The sequence below is a fragment of the Coprococcus sp. BIOML-A2 genome, assembly GCF_009875795.1.
Classification (GTDB): domain Bacteria; phylum Bacillota; class Clostridia; order Lachnospirales; family Lachnospiraceae; genus Coprococcus; species Coprococcus aceti.
This window is the reverse complement of sequence record NZ_WWSI01000001.1, coordinates 857,732-883,865: the sequence shown is the minus strand read 5'-3', so window position 1 is coordinate 883,865 and position 26,134 is coordinate 857,732. Positions and strand designations below refer to the sequence as shown.

The 26,134-nt window shown below is 45.8% G+C and carries 26 protein-coding genes; 3 read left to right on the top strand and 23 right to left on the bottom strand.

The genetic code is table 11. The annotated features are described in order from the left end of the window. Nucleotides 1–32: 32 nt before the first annotated feature. The 15 genes from GT575_RS03895 to GT575_RS03825 form a co-directional block, all read right to left on the bottom strand. Nucleotides 33–1,244, bottom strand: a complete 1,212-nt coding sequence (locus tag GT575_RS03895; RefSeq protein WP_161171512.1) for a M20 metallopeptidase family protein — start codon at nt 1,242–1,244, stop codon at nt 33–35. Continuing rightward, nucleotides 1,241–2,023: a TraX family protein gene (locus tag GT575_RS03890; RefSeq protein ID WP_015534268.1), complete on the bottom strand. Its 783-nt coding sequence runs from the start codon at nt 2,021–2,023 to the stop codon at nt 1,241–1,243. The genes GT575_RS03895 and GT575_RS03890 overlap by 4 nt, the downstream gene beginning before the upstream one ends. Before the next feature lie 314 nt (nt 2,024–2,337). Then, the gene (locus tag GT575_RS03885; protein WP_161171511.1) at nt 2,338–3,795 is read right to left on the bottom strand and encodes a glycoside hydrolase family 32 protein; all 1,458 of its coding nucleotides are present in this window, start codon (nt 3,793–3,795) and stop codon (nt 2,338–2,340) included. A gap of 22 nt (nt 3,796–3,817) precedes the next feature. Further along, nucleotides 3,818–3,991, bottom strand: a complete 174-nt coding sequence (locus tag GT575_RS03880) for a hypothetical protein (RefSeq protein WP_227135321.1) — start codon at nt 3,989–3,991, stop codon at nt 3,818–3,820. An 82-nt stretch (nt 3,992–4,073) separates the two neighbouring features. Then, entirely contained in the window at nt 4,074–4,748 is a 675-nt protein-coding gene (locus tag GT575_RS03875; protein ID WP_004850770.1) for a V-type ATP synthase subunit D, read from the bottom strand. Nucleotides 4,749–5,010: 262 nt separating this feature from the next. Continuing rightward, on the bottom strand, nt 5,011–6,381 hold the full coding sequence (locus tag GT575_RS03870) for a V-type ATP synthase subunit B (protein WP_004850771.1): 1,371 nt from the start codon (nt 6,379–6,381) through the stop codon (nt 5,011–5,013). A gap of 4 nt (nt 6,382–6,385) precedes the next feature. Then, on the bottom strand, nt 6,386–8,149 hold the full coding sequence (locus GT575_RS03865) for a V-type ATP synthase subunit A (protein ID WP_022217533.1): 1,764 nt from the start codon (nt 8,147–8,149) through the stop codon (nt 6,386–6,388). 151 nt (nt 8,150–8,300) lie between these two features. Next, nucleotides 8,301–8,621 carry a V-type ATP synthase subunit F gene (locus GT575_RS03860; protein ID WP_022217532.1) on the bottom strand — a complete coding sequence of 107 codons (321 nt, stop codon included), beginning with the start codon at nt 8,619–8,621 and terminating at the stop codon, nt 8,301–8,303. After that, nucleotides 8,614–9,585 carry a V0D/AC39 family V-type ATPase subunit gene (locus tag GT575_RS03855; RefSeq protein ID WP_015534272.1) on the bottom strand — a complete coding sequence of 324 codons (972 nt, stop codon included), beginning with the start codon at nt 9,583–9,585 and terminating at the stop codon, nt 8,614–8,616. Before GT575_RS03855 ends, GT575_RS03860 begins: the two co-directional genes overlap by 8 nt. 14 nt (nt 9,586–9,599) lie before the next feature. After that, nucleotides 9,600–10,202 carry a V-type ATP synthase subunit E gene (locus GT575_RS03850; protein ID WP_055222458.1) on the bottom strand — a complete coding sequence of 201 codons (603 nt, stop codon included), beginning with the start codon at nt 10,200–10,202 and terminating at the stop codon, nt 9,600–9,602. A gap of 24 nt (nt 10,203–10,226) precedes the next feature. After that, nucleotides 10,227–10,700 carry a V-type ATP synthase subunit K gene (locus GT575_RS03845; protein WP_004850778.1) on the bottom strand — a complete coding sequence of 158 codons (474 nt, stop codon included), beginning with the start codon at nt 10,698–10,700 and terminating at the stop codon, nt 10,227–10,229. Nucleotides 10,701–10,728: 28 nt separating this feature from the next. Next, nucleotides 10,729–12,756, bottom strand: a complete 2,028-nt coding sequence (locus GT575_RS03840; RefSeq protein ID WP_161171510.1) for a V-type ATP synthase subunit I — start codon at nt 12,754–12,756, stop codon at nt 10,729–10,731. A 37-nt stretch (nt 12,757–12,793) separates the two neighbouring features. Beyond that, nucleotides 12,794–13,105: a Vacuolar (H+)-ATPase G subunit gene (locus tag GT575_RS03835; RefSeq protein ID WP_161171509.1), complete on the bottom strand. Its 312-nt coding sequence runs from the start codon at nt 13,103–13,105 to the stop codon at nt 12,794–12,796. Nucleotides 13,106–13,484: 379 nt separating this feature from the next. Next, nucleotides 13,485–13,910 (bottom strand): ribose 5-phosphate isomerase B, encoded by a 426-nt coding sequence (gene rpiB, locus GT575_RS03830; RefSeq protein WP_015534276.1) that lies wholly within the window; start codon nt 13,908–13,910, stop codon nt 13,485–13,487. A gap of 42 nt (nt 13,911–13,952) precedes the next feature. After that, nucleotides 13,953–15,005 (bottom strand): L-threonylcarbamoyladenylate synthase, encoded by a 1,053-nt coding sequence (locus tag GT575_RS03825; protein WP_015534277.1) that lies wholly within the window; start codon nt 15,003–15,005, stop codon nt 13,953–13,955. Nucleotides 15,006–15,181: 176 nt separating this feature from the next. Here GT575_RS03825 and GT575_RS03820 point away from each other — a divergent pair, with 176 nt between their 5' ends. Both GT575_RS03820 and GT575_RS03815 read left to right on the top strand, forming a co-directional pair. Then, a complete protein-coding gene (locus GT575_RS03820; RefSeq protein ID WP_055271943.1) occupies nt 15,182–15,952 on the top strand; it encodes an N-acetylmuramoyl-L-alanine amidase in 771 nt (256 codons plus the stop codon). A gap of 552 nt (nt 15,953–16,504) precedes the next feature. Then, entirely contained in the window at nt 16,505–17,398 is an 894-nt protein-coding gene (locus tag GT575_RS03815) for an adaptor protein MecA (RefSeq protein ID WP_015534279.1), read from the top strand. A 64-nt stretch (nt 17,399–17,462) separates the two neighbouring features. Here GT575_RS03815 and GT575_RS03810 read toward each other — a convergent pair whose 3' ends face one another. After that, nucleotides 17,463–18,230, bottom strand: a complete 768-nt coding sequence (locus GT575_RS03810; protein ID WP_022217525.1) for a CpsB/CapC family capsule biosynthesis tyrosine phosphatase — start codon at nt 18,228–18,230, stop codon at nt 17,463–17,465. Nucleotides 18,231–18,277: 47 nt separating this feature from the next. Next, complete coding sequence (locus tag GT575_RS03805) at nt 18,278–18,490, bottom strand: DUF1858 domain-containing protein (RefSeq protein WP_015534281.1); 213 nt, start codon at nt 18,488–18,490, stop codon at nt 18,278–18,280. 195 nt (nt 18,491–18,685) lie between these two features. Here GT575_RS03805 and GT575_RS03800 point away from each other — a divergent pair, with 195 nt between their 5' ends. After that, nucleotides 18,686–18,856 (top strand): DUF362 domain-containing protein, encoded by a 171-nt coding sequence (locus GT575_RS03800; protein ID WP_015534282.1) that lies wholly within the window; start codon nt 18,686–18,688, stop codon nt 18,854–18,856. A gap of 99 nt (nt 18,857–18,955) precedes the next feature. Here the strand turns inward: GT575_RS03800 and GT575_RS03795 are convergent, their stop codons facing one another. The 6 genes from GT575_RS03795 to dnaX form a co-directional block, all read right to left on the bottom strand. Further along, nucleotides 18,956–21,673 carry a hypothetical protein gene (locus GT575_RS03795; protein ID WP_118017966.1) on the bottom strand — a complete coding sequence of 906 codons (2,718 nt, stop codon included), beginning with the start codon at nt 21,671–21,673 and terminating at the stop codon, nt 18,956–18,958. Next, complete coding sequence (locus GT575_RS03790; RefSeq protein WP_015534283.1) at nt 21,674–22,231, bottom strand: hypothetical protein; 558 nt, start codon at nt 22,229–22,231, stop codon at nt 21,674–21,676. It abuts the gene before it with no gap. A gap of 96 nt (nt 22,232–22,327) precedes the next feature. Further along, nucleotides 22,328–23,404, bottom strand: a complete 1,077-nt coding sequence (locus GT575_RS03785; RefSeq protein ID WP_015534284.1) for a 6-phosphofructokinase — start codon at nt 23,402–23,404, stop codon at nt 22,328–22,330. 53 nt (nt 23,405–23,457) lie between these two features. Then, entirely contained in the window at nt 23,458–24,057 is a 600-nt protein-coding gene (gene recR, locus GT575_RS03780; protein ID WP_022217523.1) for a recombination mediator RecR, read from the bottom strand. Continuing rightward, on the bottom strand, nt 24,057–24,407 hold the full coding sequence (locus tag GT575_RS03775; RefSeq protein ID WP_015534286.1) for a YbaB/EbfC family nucleoid-associated protein: 351 nt from the start codon (nt 24,405–24,407) through the stop codon (nt 24,057–24,059). The genes recR and GT575_RS03775 overlap by 1 nt, the downstream gene beginning before the upstream one ends. Before the next feature lie 48 nt (nt 24,408–24,455). Then, nucleotides 24,456–26,102: a DNA polymerase III subunit gamma/tau gene (gene dnaX, locus GT575_RS03770; protein WP_117875087.1), complete on the bottom strand. Its 1,647-nt coding sequence runs from the start codon at nt 26,100–26,102 to the stop codon at nt 24,456–24,458. Nucleotides 26,103–26,134: the final 32 nt, after the last annotated feature.

Sequence of the window (26,134 nt, the reverse complement as noted above, 5' to 3'; positions counted from 1 at the left end):
AACATAAAATAACTTACTATCTCTTACATGCACTACATCAACGCCAGCCCCACAAACATTTTAACTGCTGTCTCTATGATCTCATCCGGGAACTCGAATCCCGCCGTATGGAGCTGGGCATGATCCTCACCATCGCCTACGCCGAAGAATGCTCCCTTTGTCTCCTGCAGATAGTATCCGAAGTCCTCCGACCACCTCATCGGTTCAGCAAGTTCTGTAACCACAATATTCTGGTCAGCAGCACATTTTCTAAGTTTGTCCACATTCACAGCATGATTTTCCGTTGCCGGGAACCGCTCTATCTCCTGTATATCAAGGGTGAAGCCCCCATCGTCCGCAGTATTTTGTGCAATCTGCTTTATCTCATCCACATACCCGGCAAATACCTTTTCTCTCTCAGCCCTCACCGTCATACGCAGCGTTCCTTCTGATGCAGCCACACCATAATTGGCATTTCCAATATCCATTCCGATGAGCGTCATCCTGACAAATCCCCTGCTGCGGTTGTACTCCTCCGTAAGCTTCTCTATCTCCAGCAGCAGCCTGGCAAGCGCAGGCCCCGGATTCTTTCCCGCCTCAGGATATGCCGCATGGCTGGCTGTCCCTATCATATGTATCTCAAGCCCCGTTGATGCGCATGCAAATGTTCCATCTATCGTCAGCACATGATTTCTTGGATATCCCGGTATGTTATGAAGTCCATAAATCTCACCTATATTCTTTTCAATTATAAGATCTCTGCACAGCCTTGCCCCGGCACCGATCTCCTCTCCGGGCTGAAAGATAAAATAGACATCCCTGTTAATTATCTGATTCTGGCAAATTGCCCCGGAATCGTTATTTCTATCACACACATGCGTATTTTCGCATTTCTCCATTGCACGGGACAGCCAGACCGCAGCCCCACATAATATACTGCTATGTCCATCATGCCCGCAGTAATGTCCCGGCTTTCCATCCTGCCCACACACTGCATCCATGTCTGCCCTGAACGCGATCGGTGTTCTTTCTTCATCCCATATTCTGTCATCAGAAGATTTCAGCACCGCATAAAACCAAGCACCTCTATCCACGATCTCAAGGTCAGTATTCTCCCTGAGAAACGACATGAGCACCGCCTTAGTCTGCATCTCATGCATCGAAGCCTCAGGAATGCTGTGAAGCCTGCGCCTGAGGTCATATATCTTTGTCATCAGCTCTTTGTCAATTTCCATAACGCCTCCGTGCTCCTTCTCATCTATCACAGCCCAAGACACATCCTTATAATACCGAGTATCAGCATATGCACTGGATAGAACAGGTAATTCACCAGCTTATTCTGCCTGCCGCGCTTGCCATTGTATGTCAAAGTCAGTCCAAACCCCAACAGTGCCCACGGTTCCTTGAACATCGCCAGGTAGCAGAACGGTATTGCAATTGCGGACTTTTCATGAAATATATACAGGAAATATCCTATAAGTATGGCATGGTAGTCATAATCAACCGCAAGATTCATCGATATAAGACACACTATGGCAACTATCGGTATCGTTGCTATAAACCATACTGCCTTGGGAAGCTTCTCCATTTTTTTCCTCAGCACATCAATGATCCATATCATTGCCAGCACCATCGCCAATGTAAACATAATATTATTTGCATTCCATTCAAAGAATACGCCACTGGAGAACATGTCATAAGGGATCTCAGATATCACGCCAAATATAAGCAGCATTCCAAGATACTTCCACTTGTTTCTCGTATGAAAATATCCTTCCACCAACATATATATGAATATCGGGAAAGCTATCCGCCCCAGGACATCAAATACATCACTTACAGCCGATATTATTCCACCATCCAGATACGGATACAGCAATGTCTTATTCGTATGATCTATGAGCATTGAAATGAACGCTATATACTTAAGCTGTGCTCCGGAAAGCAGACCTATTCCGTTCAATGTTATTTTTCTGCACGTTTCACAAGTTGCACCCTCTGCCTGCTCAAAGTTATTTTTTATTTTATAATTATGAACTTTCATGCAATTTCTCCTTTGTTTTCCCAACATTTACTGATGTTTTAGTCCTAATAAGTACAGTAGTCGTTTTTAGGCCCCCGCACTTATGCACTACCACACTTTTCAGCAGTGTTTTCACTATAAGTATAACATAACTGCATTGAATAACAGAGCTTAACTTTTTTTCAATACGCTTAAATTTATGACATTGCGCATTTACATGTAGTCAGCATATTTGCTGGATAAATAAACAAAATACCAGTCTGCAAAATCAGATGTTTTTCTAATCTTTGCAAGCTGGTATTCGATCACCCTCTGTGTCAATCAGAGCATATGACCTATATGTTCAGATCGTATTTCTCCACCTCAAGTTCCACACATCCGTCAGTTTCAAATACAATATCCTGAGCATTGCGCGGTGTATATATAACTGTAGACAGCACTTGTTCTCCATCATTTACAAATATCTCTATGGAATTCCAATCCATCACTATTCTCATTTTTGAAAGTCCATTGCCATTCTTGATTTTGACCTTGCGCACACAGTTTGTATCACGTATCCATCCCGCAAATGTTCTGTCTATCTCAAGCATTTGTGTTCCCGTGGTATAGCTGACATTGGTTTCATGAATCTCATTCTTTGCCAAGTGCATTGTAAAATGTCCGCATTCAGCTTTCTTTATATCAACTGTCATATCGATAACTCTGCCGTTAATGCCTTCATATGTCTTCTCACCACGCAAAGTATCATTAACTACCAGCTTGTTCTGCCTGTATTCACAAAGCTCTCTGACCGGAGTCTGAATCAGCTTGCCGTCAGAGATCATTAGTTCTCTTGGAACTGACATCATACATGCCCACTTCTGTCCACGTGGCAGCGTATTTACGCTGTCCCAAGACTGCATCCAGCCAATCATCGCTCTTCGTCCATCAGGTGTTCTTATAGTCTGTGGTGCATAAAAATCAAATCCACTGTCCACAGATACCGCTTTTTCATACTTGAAAATATGTTTCTCTTCATCCACATCGCCTGTGAAGAATACCACGTTATTTCCATTGTGAAACTCTCCATCTGCTGACATGTCCTGTGGGGATACTATAAGCACCTTATGTCCATCCATCTCAAAATAGTCTGGGCACTCCCACACTGCGCCAAATCTGCCTGTTTCATCCTTTGCAAATACTGATTCAAATTTCCAGTTGTACATATCATCTGAAGAGAACAGTACAACCTGAGGGATTCCATCATATGTCCGGTTTCCAGCCAGCATATAGTACCTACCGTCCGCATCCTTCCAGACCTTCGGATCTCTGAAATCAGCACGGCTGCATTCCTCCGGCATGATCTTCCCATCAACAACAGGATTGCTGGATATTTTTTCATAACTAATTCCATCGCCTACAGCCATACACTGGTTTTGTATAACATTCTTAGTTCCACCAGCCAGTTTTTCCTCAACTACTCCTGTATAGAACAATACATGCTTCCCGTCATTCTCTATTGCAGTTCCTGAAAAGCAGCCAAATGCATCATAATCCGAGTCAGGTGCCAGTGCTGTTGGAAGCTCCTCCCATCTTATAAAATCATCTGAGGTGGAATGTCCCCAGTGCATAGGTCCCCACTCCGTGCTGTATGGATGGAACTGATAAAACAAATGTGCCTTTCCTCCATATATGGAAAATCCATTAGGGTCGTTTAACCAGCCCACCGGAGTTGTAAGATGGAACTCCGGCTTGTCTGCTCTGTCTACTCTGTTCTTTTCTATATATTCATCTGCCTTCTGGCATGTATACATACTGTGACCTCCTTCTGTTTGATTAGATTGTTTTTTCGGTTGTACTGTCAAAGAAGTGCAGCTTATGTGGCATGAATACGAACGAAACCTTGTCGCCTATCTGGCTTATCTCATACTTTGATACTCTTGCAACAGTCTTGCTTCCCGCAAACTGGAAATACAGATTATTTTCATTTCCCGTCCACAAGAAGATCAAACCGCCCACACCCCTTTATTTATCTGAGGTGTGGGCGGTTTTTATCAAAACTTTTGTCCTATAAGTTTAAATATCATTCTGTCTACTGCGCATGCTCGAACTGATGCTCTTTGTAGTGATGAGCCTCCTCCAGCATCATGTCCTTGACCTTCATAAGTCTGACCTGGGTGCTTCGCTCATTCTCATCAAGCTTCATGCTTATATACTTTATTCCCTCCCGAGTCTCCGGGATGATAACATGCTCAAGAGCATTTACACGCCTTCTGGTCTTCTCTATCTCCGCTGCGAGCATCTGGCAAGACTTCTCCACCTCCGCCAATCTCAGCATATCAGGAAGTATATCCGAAAGGGACTTCACTGCATCGTCCAGCTCTCCAGATGTAAATGCAAATCCATACGAATAGATGTCATTTGAATTTGCGCTTTTCGTCTTATAGTCGTACACAGGAATATCAACACTCATTACATTCCTGTCGCCAAGGGCGATCCGCACCTCCTGCTTCGGAGCCATGAGCGCCGTACTCAATGTCTGCTCATTCATACCCGCCTTCGCTATTACAAAGCCTGTGTTGGCAGCTTTGATGCCAGCCTCAACCTTCTTTCTCAGTTCCATATTCTCTCTTGCCATGTCAAGGAACTGCCTCATCAGCTCATCTCTTTTATCTTTCAGGAGCTTATGGCCTCTGGATGCCGTGACCAGCTTCTTCTTAAGCCTTGTCAGCTCCATTCTGGTTGGATTAACCACAACATTAGCCATCTGTCTTCTCCTTTCTTCCAAATATATTTTCAAGCTACTTGACATGTATTACAAAGACAACGTGTATATGGCAATTTTGCACGAATGCTTTAAATATATAGCAATCCACTGCATTACCATGGGCAGGACATTTGAGCCCGCCGGTACTCAGCGAGCATGCGAGCGCTAGTACCGCTGCAGGGTGAAACGAGCGAAAGCGCTCCTGCTCAGGTATGCAGTCGAATGCTATATTCCACAATCTTCCCACAAAATTGCCTACCCACTACTTTCCGTAATACATGTCAAGCCACTTGTCGTCGATACGTTTCAGCTCGGCTCTAGGAAGAATGGAGAGAAGCTTCCAGCCTATGGCAAGTGTCTCCTCAATACTTCTGTCGGTGCCGTACCCCTGGGATACATACTCCTTCTCAAATGCCTCTGCAAACTTTGCATATATGATATCTATATCCGAAAGTGCCGACTCACCCAGGATAGTCATGAGCTCCTTGGCATCCTTTCCTCTTGAATAAGCTGCAAATAACTGGTTCATGGTGCTGGCATGATCTCCTCTGGTCTTGCCCTCACCGGTTCCCTTATCCTTAAGTCTGGACAGTGATGGAAGTACATCGATAGGCGGTGTGACTCCCTTTCTGTACAGCTCTCTTGAGAGAATAATCTGTCCCTCTGTGATATATCCCGTAAGGTCTGGTATAGGATGAGTCTTGTCATCCTCAGGCATGGTCAGGATCGGTATCATGGTTATACTTCCATTCTTACCCTTCTGTCTTCCGGCTCTCTCATACAGAGTTGCCAGGTCAGTGTACATGTATCCAGGATAACCACGGCGTCCCGGAACCTCTTTTCTTGCGGCTGATACCTCACGAAGTGCATCCGCATAGTTCGTGATATCCGTGAGGATTACCAGAACGTGCATGTTCTTCTCAAATGCAAGATACTCAGCGGCGGTAAGTGCCATTCTAGGTGTGGCGATACGCTCAACCGCAGGATCATTTGCCAGGTTGATGAAGAGGACTGTTCTGTCTATGGCACCAGTCTCCTTGAAGCTCTCTGTGAAGAAGTTTGCCTCCTCAAATGTGATACCCATGGCTGCAAATACGACGGCGAATGGCTCATCTGTTCCGCGCACCTTTGCCTGTCTTGCTATCTGTGCTGCAAGCTGGCTATGCGGAAGTCCTGAAGCCGAGAATATCGGCAGCTTCTGTCCTCTTACCAGTGTGTTCAGTCCGTCTATGGCTGATATACCTGTCTGAATGAACTCAGACGGATAGTTCCTGGCAGCCGGATTCATCGGCAGACCATTGATATCTCTTCTCTCATCAGGAAGTATCTCAGGGCCGCCATCTATAGGTCTTCCAAGTCCGTCAAATACACGGCCAAGCATATCTTCTGATACGCCGAGCTCCATACTCCTTCCAAGGAATCTTACTTTGCTGTTTGAAAGGTTGATACCTGTCGAATTCTCAAAGAGCTGTACCAGGGCGTCCTCGCCATTTATCTCAAGGACCTTGCATCGTCTGATCTCGCCGTCCGCCAGCTCAATCTCACCCAGCTCATCATAAGCTACATTCTCAACTCCGTGCACCAGCATCAGAGGACCCGCAACTTCCTGTATAGTTCTATATTCCTTTGGCATAGTCTTAGTCCTCCTTCTCTATAGCTTCCTGAAGCTCCTTGTCAAGCTCCCTGGATATCTTCTCGTACTCTTCATCCACATTCTCAGGAAGCACATATTTGAATCGTCCGATCTTTTCTCTGATCGGCATGTTCAGAATATTTCTTATGCTTGCTCCACCGGCCAGTGCCTGCGCTGACTCCTCATAAAATGCCATGATGAGCTCCATCATCAGAAACTGCTTGTGAAGCGGTGTGTATGTGTCCACATCATGGAATGAGTTCTGGTGAAGAAAATCCTCTCTGATGGATCTCGCCGCCTCCATCTTCAGTCGGTCTCCCGCTGAAAGGGCATCCATACCTACCATCTTAACGATCTCATCGAGCTCTGCCTCCTCCTGAAGCAGGGTCATCATCTTCTGTCTGTCGACCATGAACTTTTCATTTACATTTTCCTCGAACCATTTGCCCATATTGTCCACATACAGAGAGTATGAGGTCAGCCAGTTGATGGCAGGAAAATGTCTCTTGTACGCAAGCGATGAATCCAGTCCCCAGAATACCTTGACGATTCGAAGTGTTGCCTGTGAAACCGGCTCGGAAATATCACCACCCGGAGGAGAAACCGCACCGATAACCGACAGTGCACCGGTTCTGCCCTCGCTGCCGAGAGTCTTGACCATTCCGGCTCTCTCGTAGAACTGTGCAAGTCTTGAACCGAGGTAAGCAGGGTAACCCTCCTCACCAGGCATCTCCTGCAGACGTCCTGACATCTCTCTGAGCGCCTCAGCCCAACGCGATGTGGAATCCGCCATGAGTGCCACCGAGTAACCCATATCACGGAAATACTCAGCTATAGTTATACCCGTATATATAGATGCCTCTCTGGCCGCAACCGGCATATCCGATGTGTTGGCTATGAGGACTGTTCTCTGCATGAGTGAATGTCCGGTCTTCGGATCCTTCAGCTCTGGGAACTCGTTCAGAACATCTGTCATCTCATTTCCGCGCTCTCCGCATCCGATGTAGACAACGATATCCGCCTCAGCCCACTTTGCAAGCTGATGCTGGATAACTGTCTTGCCGCTTCCGAAAGGTCCGGGAACCGCAGCCACTCCTCCCTTTGCTATAGGGAAGAATGTATCTACAACTCTCTGTCCTGTGATAAGTGGCATGATCGGTGGTATCTTTTCCTGATATGGACGGCCCTTACGAACCGGCCACTTCTGCATGAGTGTCAGCTCCCTGTCACCCTTGTCTGTCTCAACCACACACACAGTCTCCTCAACTGTGAATTCTCCTGCCTTTATCTCTTTGATGGTTCCTGTCACACCATAAGGCACCATGATCTTCTGTGTGACGACCACAGTCTCCTGAACTGTTCCTATCACATCGCCTGCCGACACTTTATCACCCACCTTGGCAGTCGGCACAAATGTCCACTTGATATCTCTCTTCAGCGATGGGACTTCAACTCCTCGCTTCAGGTTGTTACCACATATCTTCATGATATCATCCAGCGGTCTCTGGATTCCATCGTATATACTGCTTATAAGTCCCGGTCCCAGCTCAACCGACAGAGGCATTCCCGTTGACTCCACCGGTGCTCCCGGTGCAAGTCCTGATGTCTCCTCGTATACCTGAACTGATGCCTGATCTCCATGCATCTCTATGATCTCGCCGATAAGTCTGCTCTCACTTACACGCACCACGTCGTACATATTTGCATCACGCATGCCCTCAGCGATGACCAGTGGTCCGGCGACCTTCTTAATCTTTCCTGTAGCCACTTAACAGCTCACGCTCCCTTCTATACTCACTCGCTCCATAGATAATTGCGAATCCTCTTTCCGATATGATTGAGGCAGTTTAGTATATCAAAATCGAATTATACCGATTTCGCAATTACCTATATCCGCTCGTTTCACCATTATTTTCTAATCATTCTTCATTAAATAATATGTCCGAGCCTACAGCCTGCTCAACGGATTTCTTTACTCCCGCTATTCCGGCCCCTGTATTGCCAGATATCCCCGGTATGAGAATGATCGCAGGCTTCATAACCTCTCTGTATCTGTCTATCTCTTTATTGAGATCCGAAGCCAGTGCCTCGGTCATATATATGACTGCATAATTGTCCTCCGCCAGCCTTTTCAGCAACGTGACCCCATAATCCAGATTATCTACAGGGAATGTATCCAGGCCCAGAGTTGCAAATCCGTATATACTGTCATAATCGCCCATAACAGCTATCTTATACATACATCTCCCTTACCCTTTCCCTGATAGCCTCCTCCGGAAGCTGGTTCAGCTTGCATGTCAATATGATCCTGACTGTCTTTATCTCGTTGAGCCTCGCCAGAATGTACGCCACTATCGGTCCCACCGTAAATGGGTTGTACTTCTGAGGCTTTATCGTTTCTATGATACGGTTGTCACACCATCTCTCAAATGCCGATGCCGACTTAGAAAGTGCCTCTGCCCCACCAGCGTATGCTGTATCTGCAAGGTATCTCTCTATCTCCTCCATGCCAGCCACCGCAGCCGTCGCCAGCCTGTCAATATCCAGAGTATTGCACTCCGCCATGGCTCTCTTCATGAAATCCTTGTTTTTACCTGTCTTCATGGATCTCACCGCTATCTTGATATCTGCAACAGCCACCGTCGTCTCTGCATAATCCCTGAGCAGGCTGTCATCTGCCTTCTTTGCAGCCTGCATGATTGCCAGCAGTGTTCCTCGGTCTATCACAGCATCGCACATCTGTCCATCTCCAGCCTGTGCCATACAGTCCCAAGCCTCCCTCGCGCAGTCTCTCATGTGTTCTGGAAGTCTGTCCCACGCCTTGTCACTTACGATGGACAGCATCTTCTGACCGTCTATCTCGGCATTGTCGAAGAACACATGGGCAGGAGTCTCCCCGGCAACCACAGTCTTGATCGCCGCCTTGAGGTTGTGATACAGATCTGGAAGTCTTATGACATCGAACACGGACATATCATCCACCATCTCAGCCACAGCAGCCCACGTCTTGTCAGTCTCCGCCCTAAGTATGTCATTTTCATCCATACTGGCTTTATCACTATCGCCCCAGCCCTTCTCTATGATGAACTGAACCGCCTTCTTGTAGGAATCCGTGGCCACGAGCTGTTCTATGACTGCCTGACTCATAAGCGTCATCTCAAGTGCCCTGATCCTGGCAACTGCATATATATATTTGTCTGCCATCTGCCTACCTCCAGCTATCTGTTATCAACAAATAATAATTCATTTACCTTGTCTGCCAAATGTTCTCTGTTCGCGTCCAGCATCGCCCTGAATGAACAGTTTTCCTCGATTCCTCCGTAGATCAGGATAAATCCTCCATCTATATCACAGTTCCCATTGGACACCTTAAGGCTTCCTCCATGAGCTGTAGCTATCTGCTCTATCTGCTTCTCAGTCTGTGGTGTAAGTCGTTTTCTGTCTTTCCCAGAGAAACATATCTCTCCGCTTTTCGGCTGTACCGACTTCTCCAGACATTTGACGATCACCTGGAAATACTCCTCATCCGGGAGCGCCACCATTGCGTCATATGCCTTATCCAGCATATTTCCAATTATGGACTGCTTTGCCGCAAGTATCGCCTGTCTCTTCTTAAGTTCTGATGAGGACTTTGCCCTGAATGATCCGGACTTTTCTGCCTGAGCAACCTTCTCTCTGGTCTCCTCATTCATCTTATCCACAGTCTTTTTGGCATTTGCAATGATGGAATCCGCGTTTCTGGCAGCCTGAGCTTTGATCTCTTCAGCTTCCTTCTGCGCTTCCTGAAGGATCTGTTCTACGATTGTTTCCAATCCCGTCATAAAGTACATCCTCCTTACAAAAAGTTATAATTTGATTCCATTTACCGCAAGAATTGATACCAGAAGTGCAAGGATCGCATATGTCTCAACCATGGCTGGGAAAAGCATCGCCTTACCAAACTGATCAGGCTTCTTTACAACTATTCCAACTGCTGCAACTGCTGTCTTGCCCTGGTGCATTGCTGATACAAGACCAACTACCGCTATTGGAAGACATGCTGCAAGCATCATAAGTCCCTGTGCTACTGTGAGCTCCTTCGGTGTTCCTGAAAGGATTCCTATGTTGGACAATGCTATGAATCCAACAAGAAGTCCGTAGATACCCTGTGTACCCGGAAGAAGCTGGATGATAAGAACTTTTGCAAATTTGCTTGGATCCTCACTTACTACACCTGCTGCCGCCTGACCAGCAACTCCTACTCCATATGCAGATCCCATGCCTGCAAGAATTACTGCAAGCGCAGCTCCCACTAATGCCAAAACCGTTCCCATTGTCATAATATTTTCTCCTCCTAAAATTGGTTTCTTATTTCTGTGTTTCTGTACCACTTACTATATCAACGTACTTCGTATTCTCTCTGAACGGCCTGAATGGATTGCCGCCGCCCTCGTAGAATTTGCCGAAGAACTCTACATACTGGAGACGGCATGTGTGCACGTATGCTCCCAGCATGTTGATCGCAAGGTTGAACAGATGTCCTACTATAAATACGATGATGAACACTATGGCTCCGAATATTCCATCGCCAGCCATGCTTCCCATCTGGTTTATTACCTGTGCTATAACTCCCGTCGCAAGTCCCAGAGCAAGAAGCCTTGAGTACGACAGCAGATCTGACAGCCAGCCTGTCAGGTTGTATATGTCATACAGTCCAAGTGCAAGTCTGAGCACCGGATTCTTGTGGTCTCTTCCCGACATGAGCACGATGATCGCAGCTCCCACAATCGCCAGTCCGTAGCTTGTATTCTTAAGCCAGCCAGGGAAATTGAACTGCATCTGTGCTATGGATGCGAACAGCTCCGTCGGCATGAGCATCAGCACAAGTCCTGTGATGAGCATGAACCACGACAGCACGTCGCATATGAATGATTTCGCATCTCCCTTCTTCAGACACATATATCCCTTGAGTGCCAGTCCGCCGAACAAATGTATAAGTCCGAACAGCAAAGAGAATAACAAAAGCTTCATCGGGTCATCCAGCGGTGCAAACCATACCGGCTTGAACGTCACCTCGTGGTGGAAAAACGTCCTCGATACCACCGTTATCAGGTCTCCGAAAAAACCACCAAATAATATTCCCCATATCAGTGTGGATATACCACAGTACATGAACAGACGCAGGGACTTTTGAAGTCCGTTCTCCATCTTCGGGAATTTCCTGATCAAAATAAAACATGCCAGGAATATGATGAGTCCATACGCCGCATCGGACAACATGAGTCCGAACAGGAATATATAGAATATCGCCATCGGTGTGGTTGGATCCATCTCACCTTTTCCCGGAAGTCCAAATGACTCCAGTACACCCTCCGCCGATGCGAACATCTTCGGATTCTGAAGCTGTATAGGTGCCGCTTCATCCTCCGGAACATCATATACATCAGCCATCAGGCTGAAATTCTCATTGAGTACAGCCACTACCCTGTCTGCATCTCTCTCCAGCACATATCCCGATATGACAAATGTGCTCTTTGACTGGAGAAGGCTTCCAAGGACCTTATATTTATCCGCCCTTATGCGGTAATAGTCAGCCAGAAGTCTCAGCTTGTCTCTGTCATCAGCCATGGATACTAGTTCATTCTTCTTGTCCTCTATCCACTGTTCGAACTCCCTTATATCCGCCCTGTACTTATCCGTCTTCTGTTCAGGTGTTCTTTTGGAGAAATACGAAATTCTTGTAAATCCATGGGATCTCAATATCTCCTCCACCCTCTGTGATACAGTTTTAATGGCTATTGCCACCATACAAGTCTGGTCCTTATCAGATCCTACAACAGTGACTGTGTATCCCGCTATCTCCGGTTCCGCAGAGCTTATATACCCCTGAATATCCGTCTCCGTGAGCCCCGGTGGCATAGTTCCGATCATCACATCCGTCTTCTCGGTCCCTGTGGTATTGATCGGTATGTCCATATTCAGCCACGGCGCCAATCCGTCTATAGCCACCTGACATTTGACTATTCCCGCCTCGCAGCCGGCTATGTCCTTGCTGATCTCCTGGATCTTTTTAACCTTACGGTTATAATCCCATCTTCCAGCTATGATCTCCTGAATGTCAGCCTCTGACGCCTCCTGCCGTCCTTCCAGGCTGGCAAATATGGATTTCTCCTCCGGAGCATATTTATCAATTATCTGTAAGGCTTCATCTGTATTCTGTACTCTCTTCTCGTACTTTGCTCTCTGGCTTGTGGTACTCATCTTCCTGAAGTCATCAGTCTCTTCGTTATCAGTCTGTATCTCAACCATTCCCAGCGACTGGAGCTTCTCAAGAATTGCTTTTCTGTCCCTCTTCATGGCACAGATCTCAATCTTCTTCATAGGAAGTACCGCCATACATTTACCCCCTTTCTTAAAATGCCTGCAGGGCTTTTCATCCCACCAGCTCTGCGATGATCATGGAAGTAACCTCGCCTTCCATGGACGCTGCACGTTCCCTGAGATGTGCGATCTCAGCGGTGGCAATATCCATCGCCTTCACCGTGAGCTTCTCCTCCTCAGATCTGCCGGCTCCCTCGGCACTCTTCATGCTTTCTCTCGAAGCTGATCCTGCGGCCGCGATCATATCCGCAGCCTCATTCTTTGCAGCAGCTACTGTATAGTCGGCTTCTTCCTTGGCCTTGCGAATGATCTCGTCAGCTTCAGACTCTGCATCGGTTATCTTCTTCATAGTCTCCTGCAGCATAACATTCCTCCCTTATAAAAATTTATGAGCAGACTCAATTCCATAAACACTTCATCAAAGCATCACTTTAGATTATTATGTCAAAACTCAAGTAATATTATTTTATAATGAGTTGGCTATATTGTAAATAAACATTTTGTAAAGTTTGTACAACCCCCTTGATATTTTTTTATTGTTAATGTACAATGTGACTATGTTGATAATACTTATGTTTATCCATTAATCATTTTTCTTCCTTTTAACGCGGTTATATGTCGAACAAATGATGCAGTTTGACGAAAACCGTATAAAAAAAGATCCCATGACAGTCTTGACCATACTGTCATGGGATTCTTTTTTGAGTATGAACGGGGTCCCCCTTACGGCATAACTTATGATACTACTCAATCATTCCGATTCTTCTTACGTGACGCTCATCATTTGAGAATGGTGTGTCGAGGAATATGTCGACTATCTTAAGTGCAAGTCCAGGTCCTATGACTCTGGCACCCATAGCCAGCATATTTGCATCGTTGTGCTCTCTTGTCGCCTGTGCCGAGAAGCAGTCGTGGCAGAGTGCAGCTCTGATTCCCTTTATCTTATTCGCTGAGATCGATATTCCTATTCCTGTTCCGCAGATGATGATTCCCTTATCACACTCACCTGAGGCTACTGCCTTTGCTGCTGCCTGTCCATATACCGGGTAATCAACTGACTCTGTGCTGTAGCAGCCAAAGTTCTTGTACTCAAGGCCTCTCTCCTCAAGATGCTTTATAACCTCCTGCATAAGCTCATATCCGCCGTGGTCACATCCAAGTGCTATCATGTTCTGATTCTCCTTTTTATATAATATTTTTTTCGAAATTAACTAACAGCTTATTATCCTGTGTCCTGCAGCCTTAATGAGACGGTTCATGATGGCGTAGCCCATGTCCCCCTCCTCAAATGACTCGCTGTATATATACTGTGCACCTATGTCATCACAGGTTCTGAGCAGGCTGTACAGTCCGGCAGACACAGTTATCTCGTTCTTCTTGCTTCCGGCATCGTATACGTTCTCGCATACTCCGTCATCATAAAGACTGACATTGTCAGTGTCACACAGTATCGCAGTCTTGTATCCCTGCGCCTTTTTCTCCGCAACAAGACTTCTTATCTTCTCAGCCGCAGCCAGTCTATCGCCCTCTACTATGCTGAGTTCTCCCTTTGGAGCATAGTGTGTGTACTTCATACCCGGAGCCTTAGGTCTCAGAGCATTGTTCATACCTGTTATCGCCGGATCTATAGTCACATCGCCAACGATATCCCTTATCATCTCCGGAGTGATATATCCAGGCCGCAATATAGTCGGTCTGTCTCCGGTCATGTCCACTATCGTCGACTCTATACCGATTCCGACTGCCCCGCCGTCGATGATCATATCTATCCTGCCGTCCATATCCTGCTGCACATGCTGCGCAGTGGTCGGGGATGGTCGTCCGGACAGATTGGCACTTGGAGCTGCGATATACACTCCCGAATCCTTTATGAGCCTCATGGCAACCGGATGCGATGGCATCCTGATGGCAACCGTATCAAGTCCGCCAGTGGTCGTGTGCGGAACGACCTCTTTCTTGTTGAGTATGATGGTGAGTGGTCCCGGCCAGAATGCTTCCATGAGCTTCTTCGTGTCGTCACTTACTGTCTCCGCCAGTTCATACACGCTTGATGTCTCTGCTATATGGACTATGAGCGGATTGTCCGATGGCCGGCCCTTTGCCGCATATATCCGATGTGACGCATCCGGATTCAGCGCGTCTCCTCCAAGGCCATACACTGTCTCTGTCGGAAATGCTACAAGACCACCTCTCTTAAGTATCTCCGCCGCCTGCTCATACATGCGGTCGTCATCCACTCCTGCTTTTGCAATTATAGTGTTCATCACTTTACCTTCTTCTATAATAAATTGTTATCGCTTCTATATTATTGCATATACGCCCATATTTTAGCCCAGCACCGCATGTGTGTCAAATGTTTAGGCTATATTTGGGTAACATATATCATATAACGTCCGCCGCCGTCATATAAAATAGTAATTACACTTCCCGGGTATCACCGATGCGTACTTCCACCAAATTATACATACTTGTATTTGCCATAATATTTGCAGTAATACTTCCTCCAATCCTCTGCTACATATTTATAGTCCGTCCCGCAGACCATACAGCCGGGCAGGATACTTCCACCAATACAGGAAATGGGCGCGCATCCACCGAAGGTTTGGGCACCACAGATGCGGCAAAATCATTTACGATCCTCATCGATCCGGGACACGGCGGATTTGACCCGGGTAAGGTCAGCCCGGATGGGATCATGGAAAAGGATATAAATCTGGCCATCGCCTCAAAGCTGGCATCGGCACTTACGGATCAGGGATTTTCCGTGTATCTGACCAGAGACTCCGACAAGTCCCTGAACAGTGAAAATGCATCCAGCAAGAAGACTTCAGATCTGAAAGCCCGCACCAACCTCGCCACAAATGTAAACGCTGATCTCTACATCAGCATCCACCAGAACAGCTATTCAGCCGAGTATGTCCACGGAGCGCAGGTATTTTATTACTCCACTTCCTCCGGTGGTAAAGCCTTGGCGGAGTGCATCCAGGAGCATCTCATCTCCGAAGCCGATCCATCCAACACACGGGCAGCAAAGGGCAATTCCGAATACCTTGTTTTGCGGGAAAGTCCATGCACCGCCGTCATCGTTGAGTGCGGCTTTCTGAGCAACACAAAGGAATGTTCCGATCTGTGCAATGATGAATACCAGACCGCCCTAGCAAACGCCATCTGCAATGCAGTCTGTACATGGCATGAACAGCACGCCAAATAAAACCAGGAGCTCTGCTGTGACAGCGGCAGAGCCCCCAAATAGATGTTAAGTGTAATTCTGTGCATATAATTATGTTCTATATGCTACTGCTGCCTTTTAACCCCCTATAGGCATCACCCCCAAATAGTTTATTTTTCCAGCCCTGCCATGCAATGTAAAGACAGATGTGTTGTGATGTATTATTCTCCTTTTATGTGCCATGTGTCAGTTATGGAAATGTGTGAGCACTGTCATATCACTATCTCTGGGAATTGTATCTGAGACGATAAGAATCAGACAGAATTTGTAGAAAAATAAAGAAATGAGCTCATCTAAATATCCTGAGCACGTCCCGCTCACAACTCCACAATAACGCATAAAAAGCCATTTTCCAACCCCATTTGAGCATATTTTATGAAATTTTCATAAAAGTATACATAACGTAGAATTAGGGATATTTTTTCACGGAAAATTCCAATATTTTCTCCATATATCCTATTTACTTGCTTGACAAATGTGGTAAACTATAATACACATTTTAATACCATTAAATTATTGAAGGGGGTCGATTCTATGAAGATTGAACGTCTAAGTGAAAATCAGATAAGATGCACACTCAACAAAGCCGATCTCACCGAAAAGCAGCTCAAGATCTCCGAGCTTGCCTATGGCACACCGAAGGCAAAAGAGCTCTTCAAGGATATGATGCAGCAGGCATCTGTAGAATTAGGCTTTGAGGCTGACGACACTCCACTTATGATCGAAGCCATACCGGTATCACCAGATTGTCTCATACTCATTGTGACAAAGGTTGAAGATCCGGAAGAACTGGATACCCGCTTTTCCAGATTCTCAAAGACCAGCGAATATGATATTGATGACGATGACGAATACATGGATGATGATGACATAGATGACGATCTTGACGACAACGATGAGTCCAGGGATAACAACGGAACCATCGCAAGACTTGAGATCAGTGGATCCGGTTCCGTTCCACAGGGCGTAAGAGAGGCACTTGAGGGCATTTTCAACACCATATCCGGACTTGCCGGAACCGCAGGAGATTTTGCCGCTGCGGCAAATGGCAGCAATACATCATCTGATGACAGCACCACAGGCACTGCCGCCAGTACAACAGGCAGCACAAAGGAATCAGGTTCAGCAAGGGAGAGCATGTGCTCACTGTACATCTTTGACTCACTTGCAACCATCATAAGTGCAGCAAAACAGGTTGCTTCTTTCTACTTCAGCGAGAACTGCCTGTACAAGAATCCTTCCAACGGAAGATATTATCTGGTTCTCACGAACAGCAATAACACAAGCCAGGAATTTGTGAGAGTCTGCAATATCCTTGCAGAATACGGAACAGCACAGAAGCTCACATATGCCATGCCGGCACATTTCAAGGAGCACTTCACCGCTATTATGCCGGAGGAAGCACTTCAGACACTGTCAGCATTATAAGTAATAGCCAGAGATTCCGGCGCAGCAAAAAAGACGTACCGCACAAGCGATACGTCTTTTTGTTTTATATGTCAATATCATCATTCTCGATAACTGCTTTTGGATTGGTGTAGAAGAGCTCCGTCATGTAATCCTCTCCATACTTTCGCTCTATGTACTCAGCACACTCCCTGAGGTATGGTGCTTTATCCTCTGAATCCAATGCATCACTTGCCACAAAGTGAACAAGCTCTCCCTTGAGAAGCTTTCTCGAAAAATTCTTGATGTCATGTCCAAGATCTCCAACCACAGCCGATGCACTTATCTGTACATATGCACCAAACTGAATGAGCTCCTCGACCTTGTCCTCGTCTTCCTCAAGACATTCATACTGTTCTACATTGGCAACTATCGGTATATATCCGTCCATATTGATGTCTCTTATAGCTTCAGATATCGTCTCAAAATCCACATCGTAAGGGAATCTGATCATAACATACTTGCTGTCTGCCATGGAATCCAACTGACCAGATATGATCTTCTGGTGGTTCTCATCGTTATACTCTATCTCTCTTCCAAGATAGACTCTGTAATCCGGATCTATCTTTCCAGCTTCAACGTTGAGCTGTTCCACAAGTCTGTCCAGTTTGTCTCCATCCATTATCGGATTCTTCTTGTTGTATGGCGGGGTGGCAACTATCGTCCTTATTCCCTCATCATACGCTATTCTGAGCATCTCTGCCGCTTCCCGGAAATTATCCGGTCCATCCTCTGTTCCCGGTAAAATATGACAATTAATATCTATCAGTCCAAATATTCCCTGCCCGGGAGGATTTGTTCCGTCTGTCTTCATATATCTCTCCATCCTTTATAGTACACCTGGTTACTTTGGCAAGTATACTACTCAGCCTCCTTTTTTGCAAGATAATCATTGATCTCCTGCTCAAGCTCCTCTGCATCAAGTCCATGAACGGCTGCTGCCTCCTCAAGACTCTCTCCTGCTGCTGCAAGGCATCCTATGCAATGCATACCTGCTGCCATCAGTATTGCTGCATTTCCTGCATCAACTGCAAGAATGTCATTTATAAGCATGTCTTTACTTATCTTTACCATTATTTATATCCTCCTTAGATTGCGCTCTTACTCAGCATTCACATTATATTATACCCAATTTTAAATGTCTATCCCTTTTATTGTTACTTATTGATAAAACCCGTTGTTGATAAATATTATTATCACTTGCTAATTAATGAGTTTTGTTTTACAATAAGCGTGTGATTATTTTTACTTTATAAGGAGGAAACAATTATGGCATTCGTTATTGGCGATTCATGTATCGGTTGTGGTTCATGTGCTGGTGCTTGTCCAGTAGGTGCTATCAGCGATAATGGCGGCGTATTTGTTATCGATGGTTCACAGTGTATCTCATGTGGTGCTTGTGCTGGTTCTTGTCCAGTAGGAACAATCGCAGAGGAGTAATCTACATGATCCGTAACATTCGGATCCATGCTAAGTAACTTATACTACAACTATTATAAAGAAAACGGAGCGGTAACTCGCTCCGTTTTCTTTTTATCTTTATTCCTCAACATAAGTGTAGGATTCATTGTGCCACTGGAGCATCATATCCGTATACTCATCTCTTGACACAACTATCTCCTTGTCCTCGACAGGATCATAATATCTTATGTCTGCCTCATTATAGCTCACTATGAGAACATATCTGCCATCGCTTATCCTCGATATTACCGGTATTCCCGAACTCACATAACCGAGGAGCATATCCAGCGAAAGACCTGTAACATCTATGCCCTGTCTCTTTCCAAGAGAGTTAAGAGCCTCGACAGGATCTGTATACTGTGCTATATCATCCTCTGTCACCTGTACTCCCTGATACGTCAGAACCATGTACAGACAGTCGCCGAGTGACGCATCCACACTTCGCGTACTGCGATGGAATATTCCAGAGGCAATGGTGTTGTATTCCTGGCTCTCAGCCTGCCTGTATATTACCTCGCCTTCGCTTGACACCACTATACCTGATACAGACACTGCATAATTTATCGCATCACCCGCCACGTCATATATCTTTGAAAGTCCAAGATTGTCGTACACATGATAGGTCACCTTATCACGCACTACTGTCATTATCATACTTGCAGCATCAGGATCTATCTTTTCCTTTGTTATGTTCAGCGCCGGTATATAGCTCAGATACATATTTGACGGAACCGTAAAATACAGCCTGTCATATCCGGTTATGGATGACAGATGGGTAGTTCCTATCGTCTCCTTTGTATCGTCCTCCTTGAAGGTTATGAAATCATCGTCCACAGACTTGAATCCACTGTCGGATTTCTCTCCTCTTGTCAGATACAGCAGATTCGTATCCACATCAACCTGCATCAGATAATACCCGCTCTTTGCGTATTCCTTTATCTGCTCGCCATCGCTGTTTACTATATACAATCTGGATGCAGGTATGTTATCTCTGGACTCCTCGCTGTACCTCGTACCAACAAATGACTCGGCATCCACATCAACCTGCGCATCAGATATGCTCGACACTCCGTATACCATATCTGAGTCCTTAAAGCCATAGCATATCAGACATTCCCCTGCTCCGGCGGTTATCTCATAACTCTTTCCGGTATGCATATTCATCAGAGTCAGCTTTGTATTGCTGCTCTGGTCCTCGCTCTCTCCATACGCCATAACTTCCATGTTCACCGACACCTTGACATCGCTGGCTGACAGTCCCTCCGCAATATAAGACTGCTGTCTCGTCTTCATGTCCACGGCGTTCACCTTTCCGCCGAGCATGTAATAAAACTTATCTCCGTCGTAATATGTCAGTCTGGAGGTCTCGCTCTTCATAGCCTCATAAGGCACATTGCACTCGACGAACAGAAGCTCGTCCACCTCCAGAGTCGTATAATCAAATGTATACAGCGCAACTCCGAGCTTTCCCTCATGATCTCCGCTGTTCATATATCCATACACCGCAAATGTCATATTTCCATCTTTGTCAAAGCTTATGATGTTCATGTCATGGTCGGCGTAAGTGTTTGAGTCATTTGCATGGTCATCCATTCCTGATCCGTACACCAGAGTTATCTGTCCATCGCCGTAGTCATACATCCAGAGCTGTCCATTTCTCACAAATGCGATCTTCTTGTTATCCTCTGTGTAGCGGTATTCCAGATCATCCGATGACACGATACCTATCTCATACACATTGTTTATAGCATCTATGCCGTCTTTGTCAAAATACTCGTCCACATATCTGTCATAGCTGAGCATGGTGATCTTCGGCTCAGTCTCCGTAACAGTATCTGCATCCTGTTCATCCGAATAGGCCTCATCATACGAAGCTGTTTCGTCAAAATATATTCCATCAGTGCCGGCTCCGTCCGCCTCATCAGTCTGGCTGGCAACAGGCACATCCTTGTAGCTGATCTTATAGAACTCCTTAACTGTATAATAGCTCATGACATCCTGCGATGTGATGGACATAGCTTTATATTCCATCTCGATCACCGCATAGTTGACATCTATCTCCTTTATATATGTGTTTACATCGCTTATAACCGTAGGCTTAAGCCCATCCCAGAGGAGATCCGAGTATGCATTTGCAAGGTTCACATGTCCCAGTCCGTAGGAATCTCCCGTTCCGCCGCCCGTGTATTCCTGCTTGTAGGTTCCTATGACCGATTCCGACTCCAGCTTGTCAAATGCAAATGTCGCATCGTGGAAATCCTTTGCGGCATTCAGCAGTTGGGACTCATGATAATTGTCATTTACGACCACTCTGGTATAGTATGAAGCACTCCTGCCATCACCGCTCTTAAGCTTGACAACCAGCATATACTCCATATCCTGCTTGAGATCCATTCTCGCACTTATATCAAGCACATCGTAGCCATCAGTTCCCGAGGCCGCCTCCAGATCACCCTTCTCTATAAGGGAATCTCCGGATATCGACCTGATCTCATACGAATACGACGCATCCTTAAATGCATCATTCTCCACCATTATCTCAAGATTCTTATTCTCATCTATCGGCGTCACAGAGTCCCTGAGAAGTGTGAGGTCGACCTCCCCTGTATAACCATGCATACAATTGAGAAGCGAATCGCCATAGCACACATAAGCTAATGGCAACTCTGCATCCTTCATCTCCGCAGCCAGATTCTTGTAACTTCTATTCTGAAATATATTGACCAAATATATTGTGATCACAAATATTGCTGCCATCACAAGTATTCTTACAAGTACATTTATTTTCTTCTTCACTTAATAAAACCTTCTTCTACGTCTTCTATGCCTGTCGCGTCTCATACAGAATTCATTGCACACAAGCAGTTCGATTATATTTCTCATAACACAATTGGCGCATCCGGGTCCCTCTGGGACATATGGCGGTTCCTCGTACGAAGCTTCACCTGCCGAAGCCATTCCTGCATAACAATCCTCCGATATCTGCCCACTTTCGCTCAGATCATCGTACACCCTTCGCGCAACACGGCGCATCTCTTCTCTGTCAGGATATTGAACAAGCATCGGACTGCCCTCATACTCGAGCTTGTCACACTCCTCCTCCACGGCCATGCTGACCTTTCGGAGTTCTTCCGGGTACATCTCCTTCATGTACTCAATATCCCTCATCATTTCATCTGTTCCATCATCACAGTCAGGAAGCATGATTCCTGTCGAACTCATACTGTATCCACCAGTCTCACCCATACCGGGTATCACAGGTGTCTTGATATTATAGACATTTCCATCCCTTATAAGCCCCCTGAGGTTTTCATCGTCCGGGCTGTAAGGAATATACTTAAATTCTTCACTCATACAAATCTCCCTATCTGCATTGTTGTATGTCTATTACATAGATATGCAAATGGGGAGAATGTGTGAATATCTCTGTTACTTTTTTCAGAGCTTACTTTATCTGTCTCCGAATGAGATTCCAAGTGTTCTTGCCTCGCTGATGATGTCGTCATCAGGAGATACGTATTTGAGCTTTCCTGCACTCTCTGAGAGTGGGATAGCTGTAACCTTGTTGTCAAGGAATACAACAAGCTTTCCAAAATCCTTTGCCTTTATGAGCTCTGCTGCCTTTGCTCCAAATCTTGATGATATGACTCTGTCATATGCATCCGGACTTCCACCTCTCTGGGTATGTCCAGGTATTGCTATTCTTATATCCTGTGTTGTGTACGCCTTGAGCTTATCAGCCAGCTCATACGCAACTGATGGATATGGATTGTTGGCTATCGCTTCTTTTCTCTTCTTCTTTGGAAGCTCTGCGATCTCCTTCGGAATAGCACCTTCGGCAACTGCAACTATCGTGAAGCCCTTGTTGTCCTTTGTTCTCTTGTCTATAGCCTTATATACCTTATCGATATCGTATGGGATCTCCGGGAGCAGGATCACATCTGCGCCACCGGCGATTCCGGCGTGGAGAGTTATCCAGCCAACCTTGTGGCCCATAATCTCAACGATAAAGATTCTGTTATGCGATGCAGCGGTTGTGTGGATACAGTCTATTGTCTGGGTCGCTATATCAACAGCACTCTGGAAACCAAATGTCATGTCAGTTCCCCACAGATCATTGTCTATGGTCTTTGGCAGACCGATGACATTGAGTCCCTCCTCACTGAGGAGATTTGCGGTCTTCTGTGAACCATTTCCACCTAAAACGCACAGGCAATCCAGCTTCAGCTTCTTATAGGTATCCTTCATGGACTTTACCTTGTCCAGACCATCCTCAGTTGGCTCTCCCATGAGCTTGAATGGCTGTCTTGAACTGCCGAGGATCGTTCCACCCTTGTTGATAATACCTGAGAAATCAGCCGGCTTCATCTTGATATAGTTGCCTCTTATGAGTCCCTTGTAACCCTCAAGGAATCCATAGATCTCAACCTCGTCAAACAATTCATACAAACCCTTTGCGATTCCGCGCATAGTTGCATTTAATGCCTGACAGTCACCACCACTAGTCAAAAAACCTACTCTTAACATACTCTGCACCTCTTTCTTTTATTTTTCTTATGTACACAGACTGTCTGTATACATTATAAGTATACTCTTCCCTCAAGAGCCCTCAGAAGCGTAACCTCATCTATACACTCCAGATCTCCGCCTACAGGCACACCGCTTGCTATACGGCTGACCTTGATACCAGCCGGCTTCACAAGCTTTGATATATACATCGCAGTCGCCTCACCCTCCGGGCCTGAACCTGTAGCGATTATGAGCTCATCCACATCTTCATTCTGAAGCCTTCTCATGAGCTCGGATATCCTGATATCCGCTGGGCCGATACCCAGGGCAGGATTTATAACTCCGTGGAGCACATGGTAAACACCATCAAACTGTCCTGTTCTCTCATATGCCGCCAGATCCCTCGGGGTCTCCACCACCATTATCACCTTGTGATTCCTGTTTGGTGAACTGCATATAGGACATACCTCCCTGTCAGTTATCGTGTAGCAACAACTGCAGTATTTTATGTTCTTCTTTGCATTCACAATGGCATCGGATAACGCCAGCGCCCTCTCCTCAGGCATACTGATTATGTGAAACGCCAGTCTCTGAGCCGTCTTGGAGCCTATTCCCGGGAGTCTTCCCAGCTCTTCTATAAGTCTGTTTACTTCTCCTCCATAAACTTCCATTAGAACGGCAATCCTCCAAGTCCCATTCCACCTGAGATCTTGCCCATACTGCTATTGTAGTCATCCTCCTGTGCTCTCAGTGCCTCGTTCACAGCCGATATGATAAGATCCTCAAGTGTCTCTATATCATCAGGATCAACAACCTCAGGATCAAGCTTGATCTCCATGAGTTCCTTCTTACCTGACACCTTTGCAGTGACAACTCCTCCACCTACAGATGACTCATACACCTTATCCTCAAGTGTCTTAGTTGTCTCCTCCATCTGCTTCTGCATCTTCTGTGCCTGCTTCATAAGATTGTTCATATTACCAGGCATCATACCTCCTGGGAAACCGCCTCTCTTAGCCATTACAATAGTCCTCCTTATTCTGATTAAATAATTTATAATATGATATCATCATTTCTTATCTATTGGAAAGTTGATCTTGTTCAGGTTCAGTATATTCTCCGTCTCAAGCCTTCCATTATCACTGTGGGAATTCCTTGTACAAAGTATCTCAAATTCAATCTCTCTTCCAAGATATTCCTCGATCACACTCTTCACATGCTCCACATTCTCAGGCTTGTCAAAGTATAACTTCGGCATATCGTCATCCGTCAGCGGGATCATGAGCAGAAGTCTTCTGTGATCATCGGACAGTATGAGCTTCGTCCTTATGGCCGGATCAGCATCATTTCTCTTGAGATATCTTCTCGCAGGAACCGACAGCTTCTCCAGTATATCATTCCAGTTCTCCGCAGCTCTCTGCAGATCCTCGAACTCTGCCTTTGGAAGCTCCATTGCCAGCTTGTCCTGATATTCCTTCATGCCCTTCTGATCTATCACATCGTCAGCCGGGCTTACGGGGGCAGCACTTTGAACCGGCGCAGCCTGTATGCCATTTGCCTCAAGGTCATCAAGCTTCTTCTCAAGCATCCTTACCCTCTCAATCAGACTTGTGGTATCAACCTCCATCTGTGGTCTGCACAGCTTTATGACAGCCATCTCAAGCACTATCCTCTTCTGTGAGGAATACTTGATGCTGGCGGCTGTATCCGAGAACACGTTTATATATCTTACTATGGTGCTCTCCTCCATATGACCGGATATCTCTCTTATGCGTTCCAAATTCTCCTTGGTCATATCCAATCTGTCGCCCTCCGCCGAGGACAGCTTGACAACGAGTATGTTCCTGAGAAACCATGTAAATTCATTTACGAAACGGCCAAGCTCACGTCCCTGCCACACAACTTCGTCAACCACATCTATTGCATGTTCAACATCAGATTCCAGCACGCACTCCAGAAGTCTTGCAAATGTATCTATGTCCACAGCTCCTATGGTCTCAAGCACATTATCATATGTAAGCTTCTGTCCGAGATTGAATGCAACGCACTGATCCAGAATAGATAAGGCATCTCTCATGGAACCATCGCCGGATTTTGCGATATAATCTATCGCCTTCTTATCCGCATCAAGTCCCTCCCTGTCCATAAGCTCCTCCAGTCGATCCGAGATGACATCCACCGGGATACGTCTGAAGTCGTACTTCTGACACCTTGACGATATGGTTATAGGTATCTTGTGGGACTCCGTGGTAGCCAGTATGAATATTACATATGATGGCGGCTCCTCGAGAGTCTTTAACAGAGCGTTGAACGCTCCCGGAGACAACATATGAACCTCATCTATGATGTATACCTTATACTTGCCCTCAGTAGGAGGATATGCTACCTCCTCCCTTATCTGCCTTATATTGTCAACACCATTGTTGGAGGCCGCATCTATCTCAATGACATTAAGCGATGATCCATCCGATATGGCTCTGCAGCTTGCACATTCATTACATGGGCTTCCGTCCACCGGATGCTCGCAGTTACATGCCTTGGCAAATATCTTGGCGATCGAAGTCTTACCTGTTCCTCTCGTACCGCAAAATAAAAAGGCATGACCAAGTCTATCATTCTTAATCTGGTTTCTAAGAGTGGTAACTATATGATCCTGCCCCTTTACCTCATCAAAAGTATCAGGTCTCCATTTTCTATATAAAGCTACATACGACATCACCAATACCTACCTTTGTATCATAAAACTCA